This window comes from Cupriavidus basilensis, from assembly GCF_029335485.1.
Taxonomy (GTDB): Bacteria; Pseudomonadota; Gammaproteobacteria; order Burkholderiales; family Burkholderiaceae; genus Cupriavidus; species Cupriavidus basilensis_E.
The window spans coordinates 1-3,010 of record NZ_JARJLM010000691.1 but is presented as its reverse complement, the minus strand read 5'-3'; the positions used below and the strand labels follow the sequence as shown (position 1 = coordinate 3,010).

Annotated in this window: 3 protein-coding genes; all 3 read left to right on the top strand. The window is 61.9% G+C overall.

Translation table 11 applies throughout. The features are described from left to right. The first annotated feature begins 50 nt into the window (after positions 1–50). Positions 51–389, top strand: a complete 339-nt coding sequence (locus tag P3W85_RS42795) for a winged helix-turn-helix transcriptional regulator (protein WP_017226873.1) — start codon at positions 51–53, stop codon at positions 387–389. A 224-nt stretch (positions 390–613) separates the two neighbouring features. Then, positions 614–2,503 (top strand): potassium transporter Kup, encoded by a 1,890-nt coding sequence (locus P3W85_RS42790; protein ID WP_276269273.1) that lies wholly within the window; start codon positions 614–616, stop codon positions 2,501–2,503. Positions 2,504–2,707: 204 nt separating this feature from the next. Further along, positions 2,708–3,010: WGR domain-containing protein (locus tag P3W85_RS42785; protein WP_276269272.1), on the top strand; the 303-nt coding region annotated here is incomplete at its 3' end.

Below are 3,010 nucleotides of genomic sequence, written 5' to 3'. Positions count from 1 at the left end.
TGCTATTCTTTCCATAGCAAAATTAGACCATCTGCTATGGAAAGTAAAGCATGAGCAATCCGATTCCCGGCGCACCGGTGCGCGGCTCCGAGACCGGCCGCCCGATCATGGCCGCGTTCGACCTGCTTGGCCGTCGTGGCGCCATGCGTATCATCTGGGAGTTACGGATGGGGCCGCTCAACTTTCGCGCGCTTCAGCAGGCGGCGGATACCAATCCCGCGGTCCTGAACACGCGGATCAAGGAACTGCGGAGCGCGCGCCTGCTTGACCACGACGGTGGTGGATACCATCTCACCGGCCTGTGCATCGACCTGCTGAATCTCATGATGCCGCTCAATGATTGGGCAGAGCGCTGGGCGCGGGAGCTCTCGGTTTCACGCCCGGATTGAGTCCGGTCGCAGCACAAGGCGTGGCTTTGCCGGGGAAGGCCAGGAATGCTGCTATATTGATGCCATTTTTCCTGGCGTGAGCGGTAGGAATTATCTGTCCGGGAAAATATAAGGGTTGTTCGCATGAATCCTGTGATGCGCCTGGCTTGATGGATTCATGAATTTGTCATCCGCATTTTGGGATTTTTCTGAAATTGTCCTAACGGACCGGCGGGAGGATACGCATGTCGGAAGCACCATCGATCGTGGGGGTGCCTGCAAGGCACCGTTCTGGCGTGACTGTTCTGGGCCTGTCCGCGCTGGGCGTGGTATTCGGGGATATCGGCACCAGTCCGCTGTACACCTTGAAGACCGTTCTGGCCCTGTCGGGCGGCAAGCCTTCCGCGCCGGTGATCCTGGGTCTTCTGAGCCTGCTTTTATGGACCCTGATTATCGTGACCACGGTGAAGTACGTTTCCTTCGCCATGCGTATCGATAATAACGGGGAGGGCGGTATTCTGGCGCTGATGTCATTATTGGGCATCAAGAAGAAAAAGCGCCCGCTGGTGGTGGCGGCCGGATTATTCGGGGCGGCGTTGATTTATGGCGACGGTGCCATCACACCAGCGATTTCCGTGCTCTCCGCGCTGGAGGGACTGAATATGGTGTTCCCGGAGGCAAAATCCTACGTGTTGCCGGCAACGGTGGCCATCCTGGTGGCGCTGTTCGCGATACAGCCCATGGGTACCTCGCGTATCGGCAGGGCGTTCGGCCCGGTCATGGCACTGTGGTTCCTGTGCATCGCGGTGTTGGGGATACGCGGGATCGTGCAGCACCCCTCGGTCCTGCTTGCGATCAACCCGGCCTATGGCCTGGAATTCCTGTTCTCCAACGGCTATACCAGCTTCCTGGTGCTGGGCGGCGTATTTCTTTGCGTGACCGGTGCCGAGGCGCTGTACGCGGATATGGGGCACTTTGGCGCGCGTCCGATCCGTCTGGCATGGTCCGCCATCGTGTTTCCCAGCCTGCTGCTCAACTATGCCGGGCAGGCTGCGCTGGTGCTGTCCGGCGCGGACACCGCCGACAATATCTTCTTTCGCCTGTGTCCGCCGGCTTTGCTGGTGCCCCTGGTCATCCTGGCCGCCGTGGCCACGGTGATTGCCAGCCAGTCGATCATCACCGGCGCATTCTCCATGACCCGGCAAGCGATCCAGCTGGGCTGGATGCCGCGCTTGCGGATCAGGCAAACCTCGGAAGAGGGCTATGGGCAGATCTACGTCGGCGTGGTGAACTGGCTGCTGATGGCCGTGACGGTCGGGCTGGCGCTGTTCTTCAAATCGTCGGACCAGCTGGCTTCCGCCTACGGTATCGCCGTATCGCTCACCATGCTGATGACGTCCATGCTGCTGTTCATCGCCATGCGCGATGTCTGGGGCTGGAGCGTGTGGGCCAGCGGGGCGGTGGCGGGTGTTTTCGTGGTGATCGATGGCGGGTTCTTCGTGGCTAACCTGGCCAAGGTGCTGGATGGCGGGTACGTGCCGTTGTTGCTGGCGGCGGTCGTCTATACCGTCATGCTGATCTGGCATCGGGGCACGATAGCGATCTCCAAGGCCATCGACGAAGAGATCGTGCCGGTCGCGCAATTCCTGGCGGACGTCGAAGCGCAGGGGATTCCGCGCGTGCCCGGCGGCGCCGTGTTCCTGAGCCGGACGCTGGATGGCACGCCGCCGGTGATGCGATGGCATGTCAAGCGCAACCACGCCCTGCATCGGAAGGTCATTGCCTTGAACGTATCGACGGAGACGGTGCCGTGGGTCAGGGATGCGGAACGCCTGACGCTGACGCAGCAGGGGCCGGACTTCTGGCGTGCCGCCGTGCGCTATGGGTTCATGGAGCGGCCCGACATTCCAAAGCTGCTGCAACGGCCCGAATTCCTGCCTTGCGATTTCGAGCTGAATTCGGTGACCTACTATATGGGGCTCGAAACGGTCGTGTTGCGCGAGGGAGATTCCCGGATGTCGCGGTGGCAGGGCAGCCTGTTCGCCGTGATGGTGCGCAACGGCATGCACGTGACCGATTTCTTTCGCCTGCCCAGCGACCAGGTAGTGGAGATCGGCCGCCGGGTGTCCATCTGAGCCGTCGGGACCAGACCGGCAGGCCGCCGCTTCACCGGTGGCCCGGCACTGCTGCCCTGGGCGGGAGTTGTTTTTTTGTTTTGCAGTTTAGTGCCTTTCTCTTAACATAGACGCCTTGCACGCAATATCGCGGCCCGGACGACCAGGTCCGCGGGCCGTCTGCGATGCTTGTCGACGATGTGAAGTCAAAGGAAAAGCAAGGCAATGAGGCGTTTCGAGTTCCGCAGCGACAGTTCCAGCAAGTTTTGGGAAGTTGAACAGGACGACACCCAGCTCAACCTGCGCTGGGGCAAGATCGGCACCAACGGGCAGAGCCAGAGCAAGGCCTTTGCCGATGCCGCCAAGGCCGCCGCGGCGATGGCCAGGCTGATCGCAGAGAAGACCGGGAAGGGCTATGCGGAGGCCGCAGTCGCGGCTGGGGCGAGCATCGGGGCCGTTGCTGCCTCCACCACGGCGCCTGCGCCTGCGCTTGCCGCGGCGCCTGCAAGTCCGTCCCCGGCCATGCCA